The 16,186-nt window shown below is 48.5% G+C and carries 15 protein-coding genes; 3 read left to right on the top strand and 12 right to left on the bottom strand.

Going from position 1 to position 16,186, the window contains the following annotated elements; genetic code table 11:
• Positions 1-48: 48 nt before the first annotated feature.
• The 10 genes from greA to FXV75_RS01495 form a co-directional block, all read right to left on the bottom strand.
• Positions 49-525 carry a transcription elongation factor GreA gene (gene greA, locus FXV75_RS01540; RefSeq protein ID WP_148830864.1) on the bottom strand — a complete coding sequence of 159 codons (477 nt, stop codon included), beginning with the start codon at positions 523-525 and terminating at the stop codon, positions 49-51.
• The gene (gene carB / locus FXV75_RS01535) at positions 525-3,740 is read right to left on the bottom strand and encodes a carbamoyl-phosphate synthase large subunit (protein WP_148830863.1); all 3,216 of its coding nucleotides are present in this window, start codon (positions 3,738-3,740) and stop codon (positions 525-527) included. The genes greA and carB overlap by 1 nt, the downstream gene beginning before the upstream one ends.
• A 23-nt stretch (positions 3,741-3,763) precedes the next feature.
• The gene (gene carA / locus FXV75_RS01530; RefSeq protein WP_148830862.1) at positions 3,764-4,894 is read right to left on the bottom strand and encodes a glutamine-hydrolyzing carbamoyl-phosphate synthase small subunit; all 1,131 of its coding nucleotides are present in this window, start codon (positions 4,892-4,894) and stop codon (positions 3,764-3,766) included.
• 254 nt (positions 4,895-5,148) lie between these two features.
• On the bottom strand, positions 5,149-5,700 hold the full coding sequence (locus tag FXV75_RS01525) for a DJ-1 family glyoxalase III (protein ID WP_148830861.1): 552 nt from the start codon (positions 5,698-5,700) through the stop codon (positions 5,149-5,151).
• Positions 5,697-6,191, bottom strand: a complete 495-nt coding sequence (gene rimI, locus FXV75_RS01520; protein WP_148830860.1) for a ribosomal protein S18-alanine N-acetyltransferase — start codon at positions 6,189-6,191, stop codon at positions 5,697-5,699. Before rimI ends, FXV75_RS01525 begins: the two co-directional genes overlap by 4 nt.
• Positions 6,192-6,244: 53 nt before the next feature.
• Entirely contained in the window at positions 6,245-7,087 is an 843-nt protein-coding gene (locus FXV75_RS01515) for a hypothetical protein (protein WP_262368435.1), read from the bottom strand.
• Positions 7,088-7,295: 208 nt separating this feature from the next.
• A complete protein-coding gene (locus FXV75_RS01510; protein WP_148830859.1) occupies positions 7,296-7,778 on the bottom strand; it encodes a phosphatidylglycerophosphatase A in 483 nt (160 codons plus the stop codon).
• Positions 7,779-7,818: 40 nt separating this feature from the next.
• Positions 7,819-8,769, bottom strand: coding sequence for a thiamine-phosphate kinase (gene thiL, locus FXV75_RS01505; RefSeq protein ID WP_148830858.1), 951 nt, complete (start codon positions 8,767-8,769; stop codon positions 7,819-7,821).
• Positions 8,770-8,822: 53 nt separating this feature from the next.
• Positions 8,823-9,116 (bottom strand): DUF6172 family protein, encoded by a 294-nt coding sequence (locus FXV75_RS01500; protein WP_148830857.1) that lies wholly within the window; start codon positions 9,114-9,116, stop codon positions 8,823-8,825.
• Between the two features lie 115 nt (positions 9,117-9,231).
• Positions 9,232-10,182 (bottom strand): DMT family transporter, encoded by a 951-nt coding sequence (locus FXV75_RS01495; RefSeq protein ID WP_148830856.1) that lies wholly within the window; start codon positions 10,180-10,182, stop codon positions 9,232-9,234.
• 157 nt (positions 10,183-10,339) lie between these two features.
• Between FXV75_RS01495 and FXV75_RS01490 the strand changes: the two genes are divergently transcribed.
• Positions 10,340-10,795: an Lrp/AsnC family transcriptional regulator gene (locus FXV75_RS01490; protein ID WP_148830855.1), complete on the top strand. Its 456-nt coding sequence runs from the start codon at positions 10,340-10,342 to the stop codon at positions 10,793-10,795.
• Between the two features lie 89 nt (positions 10,796-10,884).
• Here FXV75_RS01490 and FXV75_RS01485 read toward each other — a convergent pair whose 3' ends face one another.
• Entirely contained in the window at positions 10,885-12,498 is a 1,614-nt protein-coding gene (locus FXV75_RS01485; protein WP_148830854.1) for a methyl-accepting chemotaxis protein, read from the bottom strand.
• 233 nt (positions 12,499-12,731) lie between these two features.
• On the opposite strand from FXV75_RS01485, the gene FXV75_RS01480 reads away from it, so the two are divergent.
• Together FXV75_RS01480 and FXV75_RS01475 are read left to right on the top strand one after the other, a co-directional pair.
• Entirely contained in the window at positions 12,732-14,057 is a 1,326-nt protein-coding gene (locus FXV75_RS01480; RefSeq protein ID WP_148830853.1) for a DUF2868 domain-containing protein, read from the top strand.
• A gap of 3 nt (positions 14,058-14,060) precedes the next feature.
• Positions 14,061-15,422 carry a DUF3482 domain-containing protein gene (locus tag FXV75_RS01475; RefSeq protein WP_148830852.1) on the top strand — a complete coding sequence of 454 codons (1,362 nt, stop codon included), beginning with the start codon at positions 14,061-14,063 and terminating at the stop codon, positions 15,420-15,422.
• A gap of 6 nt (positions 15,423-15,428) precedes the next feature.
• On the opposite strand, the gene FXV75_RS01470 is transcribed toward FXV75_RS01475, so the two are convergent.
• A complete protein-coding gene (locus FXV75_RS01470; protein WP_148830851.1) occupies positions 15,429-16,148 on the bottom strand; it encodes a 1-acylglycerol-3-phosphate O-acyltransferase in 720 nt (239 codons plus the stop codon).
• Positions 16,149-16,186: the final 38 nt, after the last annotated feature.

Raw genomic sequence — 16,186 nt, 5'->3', positions numbered from 1 at the left:
CCACGATGCTCTCACACCGTGGTTTTTAGAAAAAACGTCTTATACTAATTATAAGTATTCGACTTTTTCGATTTCATACGTAGCTTCACCACTTGGGATTTTCACAACGACTTCGTCGCCTTCTTCCTTCCCAATGATCGCTTTGGCAATCGGTGACGCATAAGAAATTTTCTTCACTTTCACGTCTGCCTCGTCGTCGCCGACGATTTTGTACGTGACTGTGTCTTCCGTATCGACGTTAAACAGCGTCACGGTCGTGCCGAAAATAACCTTGCTAGACACCGCCATAGCTTTGATATCAATCACTTGTGAGTCAGACAGTTTGCCTTCGATCTCTTTAATGCGACCTTCGGCAAAGCCTTGTTCTTCACGTGCAGCGTGATATTCTGCGTTTTCTTTTAAGTCGCCATGCTCACGTGCGGTTGCAATGTCTGCAATCACACGAGGGCGGACAACAGTTTTCAAGTGGTTAAGCTCTTCTCTAAGACGCGCTTCACCTTCTACTGTCATTGGTACTTTTTTCATCATTTCCCCAAGTGCAAATCTTGCAGTCTTCTAACTTTGGTTTCACCCGTTAGGCTAATCGCCATGCTGGTTGCTTCAGCGCCTGCCAATGTCGTAGTGTAGCAAACCTTGCGCTGCAAAGCTGTACGACGGATCAAAGACGAGTCGGTAATGGCTTGTGTGCCTGATGTGGTGTTGATGATGTAATCAATCTCACCATTCTTCATCATATCAACAATGTGTGGACGACCTTCGTTCACCTTGTTGACTTTACGCACTTCAACGCCGTGCTCAGACAAGTATTTCGCCGTGCCCTCTGTCGCCACAATCGCAAAACCGAGCTCAGACAAACGAAGTGCCACACTGACTGCGCCTTCTTTGTCCATATCGCGAACACTGATAAAAGCACAACCCGACGTTGGCAAGACGGTACCGCCACCCAACACCGCTTTACCAAAGGCTTCAGCGAAGGTATCGCCCACGCCCATGACTTCACCGGTGGATTTCATTTCAGGGCCAAGAATCGGATCAACGCCTTGGAACTTATTAAAGGGGAAAACCGCTTCTTTCACGCTGAAATAAGAAGGAATGATTTCTTTGGTGAAACCCAGTTCTTCCAATGTCTTGCCAGCCATGACCAAAGCCGCCACTTGCGCCAAAGAACGACCGATGCACTTAGAGACGAAAGGCACGGTACGTGACGCACGAGGGTTCACCTCAATCACATAAATCTCACCGTCTTGTACTGCAAGCTGAGTGTTCATCAAACCAATGACGCCCAATTCCAGCGCCATGTTTTTGATCATCTCGCGAATGTCATCTTGCACTTCTTGCGACAAAGAATACGGAGGCAAGGAACACGCGGAGTCACCAGAGTGAACACCCGCTTGTTCGATGTGCTGCATAATGCCGCCAATCACTACTTGATGACCATCAGAAATACAATCAATATCGATTTCAATCGCTGCGTTTAAGAAGTGATCCAATAACACAGGACTGTCATTCGATACTTTTACGGCGGTGGTCATGTAGCGATTCAATTCTTTTTCGCTGTAAACGATTTCCATCGCACGGCCGCCCAATACATAAGAAGGACGAACCACCAACGGATAGCCGATTTCAGCCGCTTTGGCCGCCGCTTGCTCCACACTACGAACCGTCGCATTGTGTGGCTGCTTGTAGCCCAAACGCTGAATCATGCTTTGGAAACGCTCACGATCTTCGGCGCGGTCAATCGACTCAGGCGTGGTACCAATGATAGGCACGCCTTCGTTTTGCAAGGCACGGGCAATTTTCAGCGGTGTTTGACCACCAAACTGCACGATCACGCCTTTTGGTTTTTCTTTTCGAACAATTTCCAACACGTCTTCTAGCGTTACCGGCTCGAAGTACAAGCGGTCAGATGTATCGTAGTCGGTTGAAACCGTTTCAGGGTTACAGTTCACCATGATGGTTTCGTAACCGGCTTCACGCAAACCTAACGCCGCGTGCACACAGCAATAATCAAACTCGATACCTTGACCGATACGGTTCGGACCACCACCAAGAATGATGATTTTTTCGCGATCGGTTGGCGCCGCTTCACATTCTTCTTCATAAGTGGAGTAAAGGTACGCGGTGTCGGTTGCAAATTCTGCCGCACAGGTATCAACGCGTTTGTACACCGGATGCACGTTCATCAAATAACGACGCTCGCGCATGGATTTTTCGGTCACGCTTAACAAGCTTGCCAAGCGAGAATCAGAGAAACCTTTGCGCTTTAGACGACGAATCACATCGTACGTCATGTCCACAAGGCCTTTGTCTGCCAATGCTAACTCTTCCTTGATCAAGTCTTCGATTTGCACCAAGAACCAATGATCAACGCCGGTCGCCGCGTAAATTTCGTCAACGGTCATACCAGAGCGGAACGCATCGCCGATGTACCAAATACGGTCAGAACCAGGAGATTGAAGCTCGTACGCCAATTTCTCTTTGCTATTTTCTTCAGAGAAATCCAACTGAGGATTAAAACCATCAGAACCCACTTCCAAACCGCGCAAAGCTTTTTGCAAAGATTCTTGGAAAGTACGGCCAATCGCCATAACTTCGCCCACAGATTTCATCTGTGTGGTCAAACGATCGTTGGCTGTCGGGAATTTTTCGAAGGTAAAACGAGGAATTTTCGTTACCACGTAATCAATCGCTGGCTCGAAACTCGCTGGAGTTTGTCCACCCGTGATGTCGTTTTGCAACTCATCAAGGGTGTAACCAATTGCCAATTTCGCCGCAATTTTCGCAATCGGGAAACCGGTCGCTTTCGATGCCAAGGCAGACGAACGCGACACACGTGGGTTCATCTCGATCACCACCAAACGGCCGGTTTTCGGATCCATACCAAACTGTACGTTGGAACCACCGGTTTCAACACCGATCTCACGCAATACCGCCAAAGAGGCGTTACGCATAATTTGGTATTCTTTGTCCGTTAGCGTTTGTGCAGGGGCAACGGTGATGGAATCACCCGTGTGCACGCCCATCGCGTCGAAGTTTTCGATCGCACAAACAATGATGCAGTTGTCTTTTTTGTCGCGGACAACTTCCATCTCGTACTCTTTCCAACCGATGAGTGATTCATCGATCAGCAATTCGTTGGTTGGCGATAAATCCAAACCACGGGTACAAATTTCTTCGAACTCTTCCATGTTGTATGCGATACCGCCGCCGGTGCCGCCCATGGTAAAAGAAGGTCGAATAATACAAGGGAAGCCTAAGTCGGATTGTACTTTTAGGGCTTCTTCCATGCTGTGCGCAATGCCAGCACGTGGACATTCAAGACCAATGGCTTTCATCGCTTGGTCGAATCGATTACGGTCTTCCGCTTTGTCGATGGCATCGGCCGTCGCGCCGATCATTTCAACCTTGTATTTTGCCAACACACCGTGACGCTCAAGATCCAACGCACAGTTCAGTGCTGTTTGGCCACCCATGGTGGGCAGAACCGCATCTGGGCGTTCTTTCTCAATGATTTTCTCAACAGTCTGCCATTCAATTGGCTCGATGTAAGTCGCGTCGGCCATCACAGGGTCGGTCATGATGGTCGCTGGGTTGGAGTTCACCAGAATTACGCGGAAACCTTCTTCACGAAGGGCTTTACACGCTTGAGCACCAGAATAGTCAAACTCACACGCTTGACCGATGACAATAGGACCTGCACCTAAAATTAAGACGCTTTTTATATCAGTACGCTTTGGCATAGTGTTTCGTTCCGTCCTTTCGTTTAGGCTTTAGAGGCTTTGATGTTTGCAATGAACTGATCGAACAGCGGCGCCACGTCGTGTGGACCTGGGCTCGCTTCCGGGTGACCTTGGAAACTGAACGCGCTCTTATCCGTACGGGAAATGCCCTGCAAAGAACCATCAAACAAAGATTTGTGTGTCATCACCAAATTCGCTGGCAAGGTGTCTTCGTCTACCGCAAAACCGTGGTTTTGGCTGGTGATCATGACAGTGCCTTTTTCAATCGCTTGTACTGGGTGGTTAGCACCGTGGTGACCAAACTTCATTTTCTTAGTTTTCGCACCGGAGGCCAATGCCAACAACTGATGACCCAGACAGATACCAAACACAGGGATCTCAGTTTCTAGAATCTCTTTAATGGCTTTAATCGCGTAATCACATGGCTCTGGGTCGCCAGGGCCGTTTGAAAGGAAAACGCCATCGGGATTCATCGCTAACACGTCTTTCGCGGGCGTCTGCGCTGGAACAACCGTTAAGCGGCAACCGCGCTCAACCAACATGCGCAAGATATTACTCTTGACACCGAAATCGTAAGCCACTACATGAAAATCAAAAGTTTCTGGTGTGGTATGACCTTTAACCAAATCCCAAGTGGATTCAGTCCAAGGGTAAGCCGCTTTCGCCGATACTTCTTTCGCTAAGTCCATGCCTTTTAGGCCAGGAAACGCTTTTGCCGCCGCAATGGCAGCGGCTTCGTCAAGGTTCTCGCCCGCCATGATGCAGCCGGCCAACGCGCCTTTTTCACGTAGAATACGCGTCAATTTGCGGGTATCTATGTCTGCGATGCCAACGACACCTTTGCGTTTTAGATAAGAATCTAAAGATTCTTGTGAACGCCAGCTGCTCGCCGTCAAAGGTAGATCGCGAATGATCAGACCTTCACACCACACGTTGCTGGATTCTTCATCTTCAGAATTGACGCCTGTATTCCCGATGTGGGGATAGGTCAGAGTGACCATTTGTCGAGCATAGGAAGGATCAGTAAGAATTTCTTGATAACCAGTCATCGAGGTATTAAACACTACCTCGGCTGTTGAGGAGCCATCTGCTCCGATCGACACCCCTTTAAAAACCGTGCCGTCTTCCAGAGCCAGAATCGCTGATGTTGCCAAAGGAACCTCCCATTTAGAGCCTTTCAGGTTGCAAAAAAGCGAGATAAACCGGCGGCTCACCTCGCTTTTAAGAAATTGCGTTTTTGCCGTGCATCCATGGATAGAAAATCAATGGATCTCGCGTTCAAAAAATCTGCCTAATTCTACTCTTATACGACTTTTGCGTCCACCGAATTGCCAAGAAAACGGGCAAAAAGACAAGTAGCATTCAAGAATTTATACTGACTTTTTGGTCAGAAATGCCGTATTAAACACTAGCACAACAAGCCATCCGCGACACCTTGTGCCGTTTCATAGCCTTTCAAATTGCCCAGCACAGTCAGAGCAAATACCATTGCGGCCGCGGGGCCTTTGCCCGTCAGAATATTCCCGTCCATCACTACGGGTTCGTTCGGCAGGTATTCTGCGCCAGTTAAACCCGCTTCAAATCCTGGGTAACAGGTCGCTTGCTTGTCCACAACAAAACCATGCGTGCCGAATACCACAGCGGGCGACGCACAAATGGCCGCCAATAAAGCGTCGTCAATGTCATGCTTTTCTAACATATCAATCAACAACTGACAGTCACGCAAGTGCTCTGCGCCCGGCATGCCGCCAGGCAGTACAATCGCATCAAATACCTGTTCTGATACCTCGGCTAGGCGCACGTCAGCTTCGACTTTTGTGCCATGAGCCATGACGACCTGCTTAGATTCATGAATACTTGCCACCGTTACCGCCACACCGCCACGGCGCAGCACATCAATAATGGTGATGGCTTCTATGTCTTCATTGCCGTTTGCAATCGGAACCAATACTTTGCTCATATTTTACCTCTTTCAGCTGAAAGGTTTAACGTCAACAAACAAGCCGCCTCGCGACCTTGTAGTGTTTGATCGTTTTGCTTTACTTCATAGTAGTTTTTTCGGCGCCCCACTAGGACAAAACCCAACGACTCATACAAAGCCATCGCGCTCTCATTGGATTCACGCACTTCTAACAAGGATTCTGTCACCCCTTGCTGTGCGACCGACGCCAACCACGCCATCATCAACCTTCTGGCCAAGCCTTGTCTACGGACTGCCGAATCAATCACAATTAATTCTAATTCGGACTGATCAAGCACCACCGAGGCCGTAAGCCAACCGACGACGTTTGGGCTTACCTCAGAGGCGACAACCACCCAATTCCGTCGTGTTTGCAGGGCATCTGCCACTAGATTCGCACCCCAAGGATGAGGGTTCGACAGCGCATCAAGCGCAATAATAGAAGGCTCATCAGACTCAACCGCTTGACGAATAAAACACTCGTTTATCATGAAATCAGCGCCATTATGAAAGAATTCACTTAAACATCATTTGAAAAGACCGCTTAAGAAAAAAGTGCCGCCTGCATTTTCAGCCACGCTTCTTTACGTAACTCAGGGATGCGATGCAATTCCGACAAACTCACAATGCGCGCGGTCGGATACTGTTTCAATGGACTATCGGCGGGTAAATCCTCCACCAGCTGTGCAATGTTAGCACCGGCCAATACCAGCAAAGGCGTGGTCGTGAAGTCTTTGACCAAACGCCCAACATAACTTTCAATAGCGCCAAATAACCAATCTGTACGCGGCCAAAAGTGAGGATTTTTCAAACCGCCCGGCCAAGAAAACGCGCTCCCTTGCCATTCATGAATGGGCTGTTTTAACAGCGCTTGCCCCATTTTTAACGCCAGCCGCTCCACGTCATCCGCCTGCGAAAAAACCGATGGAACATCACTCAAAATCAACAAGGTCTTCGACAGTGCATAAGCTCGCACATCCAAACGCATAACCTGGCTGTTTACCACTGGCTCAGCGTCCACAACAATATCCACCGCCAGCTCTTCGATCGGCTGCAAGTCTTCAACAATGATTTCTGGCCCAGCGTTAAGCTGCTCACGCAAATGATGAACCAAGGGCTCTTTTTCTACTGGTGCGAGCTTGCTCTCTGGCGCCACCGCGGGTTCTACTGCCTTAAACCCGCCTTCTACTGATTCGTGTGGACTCTTTTTAGCCACCTCAATGTGGGTAGCAATCGGCCAAGGCTGACTCGGCATGAACACGGTGCCTGCCACATTGCCTCTGGGTTCCCCGCCTTCTTTAACAGATAACCAAGACACCACACCCATTTGCCCTAAGCAATGAGTCTGAAAAGCCTGTTGAGGGGGTAATTCATGGAGCCTATTCACGGGACTGAGTGACCTTATTTGGCGTTTGATACGCGGGTAAACGGTGATGTATAGAGTATCGACAAATATACTCGTATATACCTAAACTTGCCACATGATGCCCGCAAGCCGGCACCGCTCTCGACTCATCATTGAGCTAATACCATTTCGACGAGGAAGCGGTCGTTTCAAGGAATCATATTCTATAGATGAGATCTAAGTGTATCCGTTACAAAACAAATTCAACCAAGGCCTGCAACACCACGAACGACATTAAACCGGCGAGTATGTCGTCGAGCATGATGCCGAATCCGCCATGTACGTGCTTGTCGACCCATGAAATGGGCCACGGCTTTAAGATGTCGAATAGGCGAAATAAAACGAAGCCTAATACAATGTACATCCAGCCTTCGGGGGCGAGGAACATGGTAATCCAGTAGCCAACAAATTCATCCCAAACGATGCCCGAGTGGTCGTGCACGCCCATGTCTTTTGAGGTTTTGCCACACAGATAAATCCCCACCAACGAGGTGACCACCAGCATGACGAGATAGTCGGTGGTGCTTAAACCTTGCAGCAACCAGATAAAAATGGGCACCGCTGCCAACGTGCCAAAAGTGCCCGGTGCTTTAGGTGCCGCACCGGAACCTAAGCCAAACGCCAGAAAATGGATCGGGTTACGCCAAACCGACGCGGGGGCTGAATTCGCCATGTAATGTTACCTATTAGTTAAATGTCTTTAAAACGGAATGTCAGAAATGTTGCCATCCGCTAATGTCACCGTCGTATCCCTCAATACTAAAGCCGTCTTCAGTGACTTCGCCTATTTTAGTGCATTCCAACCCGAGCGTTTGGGTAATCATAGCGATCTCGTCGGCTTGCGCTTTCGACGCCGTAAAGCACAGTTCGTAATCGTCACCGCCCGTCAACGCCAGCGCCAGCGCCACGTCGGGTTGCCAAGCACGCAGCTGAGCCGAAATTGGCACGGCATTAGCGTGTAATATGGCGCCCTTATTAGACGCCTTAAGAATATGCTGAATGTCTTGCGCCAACCCATCGGAAATGTCCATCATCGCATGGGCAACGCGTTTTAAAGCCATGCCAACGATCAATCTGTTTTGAGGGCGCCAGTAGCGTTCGTAAAAGTAGTCAAAACGCTCGCTTGATACTTGCCATTCGCCGGTGACAATCGGCACTGCAGCGGCCGCGTCGCCAAGTAACCCAGTCACGTAAATATCATCACCCAATTGCGCTGTACTGCGCTTCACCGCCAGCTCTGTTTCAACATAGCCGTGTACTTGCAGAGTGATGGTTAAAGGGCCTTTTGTGGTGTCGCCACCCACCAGCGCTAGGCCAATCGGCTCAGCCAACTCGGCCATACCTTGCGCAAGGCCCGCTAACCATTGTGGGTCTGAATCTGGGATCGTTAAGCCCAAAGTAAAAAAAGCGGGTTTTGCTCCCATCGCCGCCAAATCACTCACGCAACTGGCGACCGCACGATAGCCAATGTCAGTAGGGTCAGCGTCAAAAGGAAAATGTCGCCCTTCAACAAGGGTGTCCATCGAAAACACCAAGCTTTGTCCGCTTGGCACCACCACTTGTGCGCAGTCGTCACCAATGCCTAACAAAATATCGTCGCGGCCTTGCGTGTCCGCCATCACCGACGCTTGAAAGATGTGTTGAATCAGCTCGAATTCTTTCAACGGGATGTCCTTGTGCTATTGGTACGGCAAGATACAGGGGCGAAACACATCACTCAGTCTTCGTTACGCTTAGCGCGTTGTTTTGGCGCTGGAATCACCTCTAAGTAGAAAGATTTCCAATGCTGGCTTTGGGCTGAACTGATATTGGTATTAATGTCACCTTCGTGAATGCTGCGGGCTTTATCAGCCACTTGACCGAATTTGCAATTAAAACCCCAAAAATCAGCGCCTTCTGGCAAGGCTTTTTTGCGCTCTTGCTTGATGTACTGTTTTACTTCGTTTTTAGCGGCTTCAATAATGCGCTGATAAGACAGCTTGGGGTGAGACAAGACAAAGTTTTTTTTCATGAAAATCCTAAGCGTATTCGCGTGATAGCAAGAAGCAACAAAAACGCCGCTTCGATAGCGGCGTATAATAACGGGATACTCTTTATACAGCTATGGCAAAACACCACTTTGAGCGCTATTTTTGTCCCGCAGATTTCACCATGCCGCTGGCAAACACTACGCCTAGGCAGACAAAACACAGTCCAAACGCCGCTGCGATGCCAATCGGCTCGTCCAACAAAGGGATGGCTAATAAAGAAGCCAATACCGGAGTTAACGCGCCCATCGCCGCTGTTCGCTCGGCGCCCAAGACATTGATCGCGTAGCCATAACTAAAACCAGATCCTAAACCGACCAATACCGACTGAATAAAAAACTGCCCTATTAACGTGTCTGTACTGACCAAATTCATACCAGACGTCACCACGCCGGTTGCAAGCAAAATCAGCAAAAACAACGTCGACACCAAGCCTAATAAGCCCGTCGCCGCCAAAGGAGGCAAACCAGCAACACGCAAAGAAACGGTGTAAACAGCAAAAAAGAAACTGCTACCGATAAACCATAAATCGCCTTTCCAAACCTCGCCCTCAAGGGACCATAAAGAAATAAGCAACAGAGCCACAACCCCCACCATAATAGCGAAAAGGCCAAGCAAACGAATTCGGCTCAACGATTCTTTAAAAACAACCACTGCAATCGCACTAACAAATAAGGGAAACGTGCCCGGAATTAACAGTCCAGCATGAGAGACCGGGGCATAATGCATGCCCGTTGAACTGAGAAAAAAGAAAGGCACGCCGGCACCGAATACAATGCCAAACAAAGTCCATTTTGGGACAGTCAGTAGAAGTCGACGAGCTCGATATAAAAACGGCAATAAAATCATGCCTGCCATGAGGTAACGCATCAGAGCGAGATCAAAGGTCGTTAAGGCCGATTGCACACCTATTTTCACGCTGACCAACCAACTTGCCCAAATACAAGCGGTCACAAAAGCCACAAAAACTCCAAGCTGAAACGCTCCGCCAGTAGCAATCGTACGATAATGGTTAGCCTGAATAGAGGCCGTTTGAACGGTATCGCTCATAGTGAATCCTAGTGGTTTTTGGTATAAAAAATAAAGAGGCAATAAAACCATTATAGAGATAGACTCAAGCGCATGTCCTTGCCATTTATACCCATGAAAATGCTATTTTTGGCATAAAACATACTTTTTTACACAATATATTACCGAGTATGCCAATTTGAACATCGACCTTACAGACACTCAGATTCTCACCCATTTACAAAACGATGGTCGCTTAAGCAATGTTGAATTGGCCGAGAAAGTGCATTTATCGGCCTCTCCGTGCCTTCGCCGCGTAAAACAGCTTGAATCGGCAGGCGTTATTAAAGGTTACAGAGCCAGCTTGAATCGCAGAAAAGTGGGGTTGTCTATCACGGTCTTTATAGAAGTTCGGCTCAATTGCCACACAAGTGAGGCCACCGAAATGTTTGAACGAAGTGTGGCGAGCCTGCCCAATGTCATCAGCGCATTTTTAGTGTCGGGCCATGCAGACTACCGATTAGAAGTGGTGTCTAAAGACCTGATACAGTATGAAGACATTTTAAAAACCATACAAAATCTTCCCCATGTAAAAGACATACACAGTAATTTTGCCATTCGCGCGATCAAAAGCGACGCGCCATTGCCTTTATGATTTTCTTTTATACGGAAAATTAGAGTGAATAAAACAAAAAAAAACGCTTATTTATCAATAAGCGTTTTTTGTTTCTTACAATATCGTGACTAGACTTTAAAGCTTCCTACCTGATGATCCAAGGCGTTATAAAGCTTGGTGATGTCTTTCGCTTGTTGCTCAATTAAATCTGATACGGATTGAACAGAGTCAGATTGGTCTTTTAATGCCACCATATTTTGGTTGATGTCATTGGCAACCATGGACTGCTCATGAGTCGCTTGAGCCGTCTGAGCCGCCATTTCTTGCACTTTACCAAACGAGACTTTTAGACTGGTGAAGACATCGGCCACTTCCACAAAATTACTGACCGTAAATTGGGCGTTATCACGGCTATTTTGTATGGCTTTAGACGACTCTGTTACGTTGATTTTGAGTTTTTCAATCATGGACTCAATCTCATTCGTGCTGTCTTGTGTGCGGGTTGCTAAGGTACGAACTTCATCCGCAACGACCGCAAAACCACGGCCCTGCTCACCGGCACGTGCCGCTTCTATTGCGGCGTTGAGCGCTAACAAGTTCGTTTGCTCAGCGATATTACGAATCACCTCCAGAACAGAAGCGATGCTTTCTGAACTCTTCTGCAATTCACCTGATCGGCCAAGCGCATGCTCAATGTCAGTTACCAACTCTGTGATCGCATGCTGAGATTTATTTACCGCGGCCATACCAGACTGAGTCAGTTCATTTGAGGTTTTCGCTTCATCTGCCGTATTGCGAGCCACTACAGCCATTTGTTGATTGGACATGTCCATTTCATGCCCTGCGCTAACGATAGACGCGGAAGCGTTTGCTAACGCAGAGGTAATACCGGACGTCTGAGTGGCGACTTTATTCAATTGCTGGGTCATCTGGCCAAATTCGTCAGATTGTTTGTGAATGTTACCAATGATGCCACGTAGACGATTTACAAACCCATTAAACTCATAAGCAAGGTCGCCTAACTCGTCTTTCGTTTTGAATTCAATGCGCTGTGTTAGATCGCCATCTCCTTCAGAGATTTCACGAATACGCTGGCTCAAATAACGCACTCGCGTCGTCAATGTTTTAGGCGTTTTATAACTGAACCAAATAGCGATTAACAACCCCGCCATAACAACAAAAAATGCGACTTTTTCAAAGGCTTTTTCTTTACCTAAGATGGTATCTTTAGTGAGCTTAGCATGATTGTTAACCGCTTCACCCGCCTTGTCTAAGATGCCTCTCAATGCCTGAAACTCAGCGTTGGCTTTTTTCTCAGCAGCGTCAAACGTCGGCGCATTTTGATCTAACGCAACAAAGGCATTAGACGCCCTTAGCCAGGAATCGAACGCTTTGTCAAAATCGCCCAACGAGCGATATACTTCAGGCTCTGCGGACAAATACTGACGAAAAGCGTCAAAACGATCTTTTACTTGCTGCGCGTTTTCTAAGCGATCTTTTTCTTCATTGACCAAATTACCAACGCCCACAACGATACGCTGCTCTGCCAACTTAGCCTGATAAAGATCTCGGTCTGCATTTAACACCACAGAGGAGGCATTGCTGTACGAATCTGCCTGCGCGGTTAATACTGTGTTTAATTGGCTAATGATGTAGCTCATTGATGCCAAAGCAATCAATAAAGTCAGGCTCATTACAAGTACGGGTAACGAACTTTTTACCCGGATAGAGTTAAAACGCATAAGATTGTCTCCCAACAAATCACTGCCATATGATATTTTAAACATATAGGTAAGCTGCCAAAATGACGCAATCATTAAAGACAAATCCTCACAAATCATGCCACTTTCGTAACAAGACGCGGGCACTACTTACACAGTTTTGTATTTTAAAAGCAAACAACAACGCTTTTTTCATTCAAGTTCTCTTTATATTTCGCGCACGCCGCCATTCTCTATAAGGGCAATACGAGCCAATGTCTTTTCCAACCTATAGAGCCAAACTCGCCCTTGCGGCTTGGCTAGAAACCCAAAGTGAGTTTCGACTATCCCCCCATGCTGACAACCTCATGACCGCATTGGAGGAACTCGATTCGGTACCAAGCCCCGTCAGTTATGGTTCACAGCTAAAAACGCTAAAACGCAGCTTTAACCGTCTTGTTTTTGGGCTGCTGATGCTTGCGTTTTTGCTTGGCCTCTTAGCCGTGCCGTCGGCCTTTGCGACCACCGTGTCGAATCAGGTTAACATTTTTTGGCTGTTGCTCGTCTTACTGGGATTCCACGCGTTAAATTTCACGCTGTGGGCGATCACTCTGATGGCCAGTGTAATGCGCGCTTCCAACAGCCAAGGCGTCTTGCTGAGCTTGTTACTTTATGCCAATACAAAGGTCAGCCAATACGCAAAAGTGAACGGTACCGTCTGCGCTGCGTATTTACGTTGGCAGTGCCCGGCCCAAGCCAATAAATGGCTGCTCAGCGGCTTGTCTCACGGGGCCTGGGGCGGTTATTTGTTGGCCGGTTGGTTCATGACATGGCTGTTATTGCTGACAAATCAGGTCAATTTTGTTTGGGAAACCACCTTACTGAGCGATGCGGCGTTTGTTCAACTCACGCAAACTTTAAATGTGGTGCCTCAGTGGTTTGGCGTTGCGGTGCCTAACTCATTTGACATTTTAGCCAGCCGCGTCGATCAGGCCTCACAAGCCTCGGACACCAGACAGCACTGGGCGAACTTATTACTCGCCAGTATTTTCTTCTACGGTGTACTGCCTAGGCTGTTTTTTGCGTTGCTCTGTACTGGATTGTACCTTGTGAAACGAGCCGCTCAGCCCCTAAGCACCCAAGAAAAGATTATCCAAAACCGCTACCGTCGACCCGAGTACCAACAGAAAATGATGGTCGATGCAGACCACGCTCATCTCACCACAGCGCCATTATCAGACAATCAGGATACACAGCTCACACTGCCAAACGACGCTTTTTCTCATCCGTGGGCGTTGTTTGAGTGGAGCACAGAAAAACCGCTGTTTTTAGCGTCCGTTTGTGACGTAATGTCCCTGAACAGTCGCGAACAACAAGATCAATTGTTAGCCACACCAACCGATTCCCCTGTTTATATAGCCGTTGACGCAACACAGAGCCCAGACCGCGGTTCGCGGCGATTTTTTACGCGTGTCAGAGCGCTTTACTCGTCGGTGTACATGGTCATAGTGGAGGGCGAACACGCCCGATTCACCGACGATTGGCAGCGCCTTGCACGCGAAGCCGACGTGCCGTCCATCACTCACATCGTAAAGGAATAAACTGTGTCAATATCTCTTTTGGTTGTCGGTCACGCCAATACTGGTAAGACTTCCTTGATTCGCACCTTGTTACGACGTCAGAATTTTGGCCAGATCAGCGATCGAGCTGGCACCACTCGCCACGTAGAAAGCGTGCACATTACGGTTGCTCAGCAGTCGGTGATAACGCTGACCGACACGCCCGGTTTCGAGGACTCCATTGGTCTGTGGCAAGCGCGCTATTCAGAAGCGTTTCGTCATTTTCAAGGGGCCGACTGGCTATCGCCTTTTTGCCAAAGCTCACTGGCGCAAGGCGAATTCGAACAAGAAACAAAAATTCTCAAACAACTCGTTCTCACTGACGTTATTTTGTACGTCATTGACATACGACAAGCGCCTCTAGGCAAGTATTTGGACGAACTCGCCTTACTGGCCAGCGCCAATAAACCGATCATTCCGATTTTGAATTTCAGCGCAACGACCCGCGCACATCTCCACGCTTGGCGAAATGTGCTGGCAGAACGCCACCTCCATGCGGTCATCAAATACGATACGGTGGCATTTTATTTTGAAGACGAAAAGCGGCTTTATCAAAGCATTCAAAGCCTAATGCCGGAACAATACGACATCATTCAACAGCTGATCCAGTCACGAGAAGACGCCGCACATATACGGCAAAGCATGGCGAGCCATCAATTAGCCGACTTGCTGCTGAGAGCCGCCAGCACTCGACTCGAATGCGCACACTATCCGCCTCACCATGAAGAGTCTGTGCAGTTTGAAAACAAGATACGCACTTTAGAACATCAGTATATTGACGCCCTGCTGCGCCTCTACGAATTTGATGCCGACGATATGGTGGCCACGCCCTTAGCCATTCAAAACGCGCGCTGGCAACAGGATTTATTTTCGAGCGACACACTGAAAGACTGGGGAATCGACACGGGAACCAGCGCGCTAACCGGTGCGGCGATTGGCGCGGGTATTGATGTCATGTCGGCCGGTCTGACATTGGGTACCGCCACCGCCATTGGCGCCATATTAGGAGCAACGTGGAAAACTGGGCAACATTATAAAGACACCTTGAAGAGCAAACTCACCAAACGCCATTACCTGTGCCTAGATAACGACACATTGACACTTCTGTGCCTACGAGGGCTCAGCGCCATTACTCATTTGCATCAACGCGGTCACGCTTCGCAACACGTTTATAAAGTGGATAATGAACCGTCTCATGTGGCTGTAATGGAACACATCAAGCCATTTTGGAAGCAGGCACAACAGCACCCAGAATGGGAAAAACAAGCACCACCAGACACACATCCGAGCAAACAAGCCCTGCAACAGCAACTGGAGCACGCCTTAAACACGCCACATCAAAGGTAGCCAGCATTAGCTGCGCGCTAACTCGGCATCCAAACGGAGCTGGGTCGCGTGCATTTGCTGTTCACATCGCTCTAACAAATCCGCCACCTGCGCGTCATCCATGCCCTGGGTCTCGATAGGATCGAGCATTTCTACGATAACACGGCCATTATCCCAGCGATTTAAACGCACCTGGCCGTGTGTGCTGCTGCACACCACCGGCACGATGGGCACACCGGCCTGAATGGCGGCATGAAAAGCGCCACGTTTAAAGGGCAACCAACCACGACCACGGCTTCGAGTACCTTCAGGGAACATCCAAATAGAGAACCCCGTTTTTTTCATACTGCTCACCACTTGATCAATGGTGGCAATGGCCTGCTGTCGATTACGGCGGTTGATCAAAATATTACCGCTGGCCCAATACAAGGCCCCAAAAAAAGGAATCCAACGCAGGCTTTTTTTGCCTACCGTCACCACACCTTTTGGCATCACGGCGGCCAAAGTGAACAAATCAAAATTATTCTGATGGTTCGCTACATACACCGCTTGAGGAGAGTTTTGTGCTCCTTGAGCCACTCGACGCTCAACCGACAAGCCAAACAAACCGGCTACGCTGGCCAATACGCGACCAATATAATGCACGCGATTTTTAGAGCGCAATGCCATCAGACACAGCACGATCCCCAGCAGGGTGACGCCAACAATTAACACCAATAAGATGGCCATTCGCATCAACATTAACATAGTAAACTTTACCTTAACCTGGCTGCAAACAAAGCCAA

Source organism: Marinomonas sp. IMCC 4694, from assembly GCF_008122525.1.
GTDB lineage: Bacteria > Pseudomonadota > Gammaproteobacteria > Pseudomonadales > Marinomonadaceae > Marinomonas.
The sequence above is the reverse complement of the archived record's forward strand: the minus strand, read 5'-3'. Positions and strand labels throughout refer to the sequence as shown.

What these genes read in the sequence shown, in the direction of transcription:
- carB (WP_148830863.1), bottom strand. Translation starts at nt 3,740, where the DNA reads ATGCCAAAGCGTACTGATATAAAAAGCGTCTTAATTTTAGGTGCAGGT.
- FXV75_RS01510 (WP_148830859.1), bottom strand. Translation starts at nt 7,778, where the DNA reads ATGGCGAATTCAGCCCCCGCGTCGGTTTGGCGTAACCCGATCCATTTT.
- rimI (WP_148830860.1), bottom strand. Translation starts at nt 6,191, where the DNA reads ATGATAAACGAGTGTTTTATTCGTCAAGCGGTTGAGTCTGATGAGCCT.
- FXV75_RS01480 (WP_148830853.1), top strand. Translation starts at nt 12,732, where the DNA reads ATGTCTTTTCCAACCTATAGAGCCAAACTCGCCCTTGCGGCTTGGCTA.
- FXV75_RS01525 (WP_148830861.1), bottom strand. Translation starts at nt 5,700, where the DNA reads ATGAGCAAAGTATTGGTTCCGATTGCAAACGGCAATGAAGACATAGAA.
- FXV75_RS01495 (WP_148830856.1), bottom strand. Translation starts at nt 10,182, where the DNA reads ATGAGCGATACCGTTCAAACGGCCTCTATTCAGGCTAACCATTATCGT.
- FXV75_RS01500 (WP_148830857.1), bottom strand. Translation starts at nt 9,116, where the DNA reads ATGAAAAAAAACTTTGTCTTGTCTCACCCCAAGCTGTCTTATCAGCGC.
- greA (WP_148830864.1), bottom strand. Translation starts at nt 525, where the DNA reads ATGAAAAAAGTACCAATGACAGTAGAAGGTGAAGCGCGTCTTAGAGAA.
- FXV75_RS01470 (WP_148830851.1), bottom strand. Translation starts at nt 16,148, where the DNA reads ATGTTAATGTTGATGCGAATGGCCATCTTATTGGTGTTAATTGTTGGC.
- FXV75_RS01485 (WP_148830854.1), bottom strand. Translation starts at nt 12,498, where the DNA reads ATGCGTTTTAACTCTATCCGGGTAAAAAGTTCGTTACCCGTACTTGTA.